Source organism: Sphingomonas sp. SRS2 (assembly GCF_000971055.1).
Taxonomy (GTDB): Bacteria; Pseudomonadota; Alphaproteobacteria; order Sphingomonadales; family Sphingomonadaceae; genus Rhizorhabdus.
Window position 1 is genome coordinate 1 of the sequence record NZ_LARW01000013.1, and the last position, 882, is coordinate 882.

1 protein-coding gene is annotated in these 882 nt (G+C 67.7%); it reads right to left on the reverse strand.

Features of this window, described 5'->3' with window-relative positions:
* A partial coding sequence (gene bioB / locus WP12_RS00070) for a biotin synthase BioB (protein WP_046191734.1) occupies positions 1–882 on the reverse strand: 882 nt, incomplete at both ends.

Sequence of the window (882 nt, forward strand, 5' to 3'; positions counted from 1 at the left end):
CGTGTGATTGATCGAGCCCGTCAGCCCCAGCTTGCCGAACAGGCGGGCGTCGGCGTCGCTGCCCTGGTTGCCGGTGGTCAGCAGCCGGTCGCCGGTGAAGATCGAGTTGGCCCCCGCGAGGAAGCACAGCGCCTGCGTCGCTTCGCTCATGCTCTCGCGCCCCGCCGACAGCCGGACCACCGAGCCCGGCATCGTGATCCGCGCCACCGCAACGGTGCGGACGAACTCGATGTCGTCGATCCGCGCCTCGGGCAGTCCTTCGAGCATGTCGCCCAGCGGCGTGCCCTTCACCGGCACCAGCGCGTTGATCGGCACGCTGCCGGGATGTTCGGGCAAGGTCGCCAGCGCATGGAGGAAGCCGATCCGGTCGGCCCGGTCCTCGCCCATCCCGACGATCCCGCCCGAGCAGACGTTGATCCCCGCCCGGCGGACGCGTTCCAGCGTGTCGAGCCGGTCGTCGAACGTCCGCGTGGTGACGACCTTGTCATAATATTCGCGCGAGCTGTCGATATTGTGGTTGTAATAATCGAGCCCCGCCTCGGCGAGCTGCTCGGTCTGGCTGTCGCTGAGCATCCCCAGCGTCATGCAGGTCTCCAGACCCATCGCCTTGACGCCTTCGACCATCGACACGATCGCATCCATGTCGCGGTCCTTGGGGCTGCGCCACGCCGCCCCCATGCAGAAACGCTCCGACCCCGAAGCCTTCGCCTCGCGCGCCGCAGCCAGCACGTCCTCGACCTGCATCAGCTTGGTCGCCTTCAGGTCGGTCTCATTGCCCGCCGCCTGCGAACAATAGCCGCAATTCTCCGCGCAGCCGCCGGTCTTGATCGACAGCAGCGTCGACAGCTGCACCGCGTTCGGATCGTGCCACGCCCGGTGAGC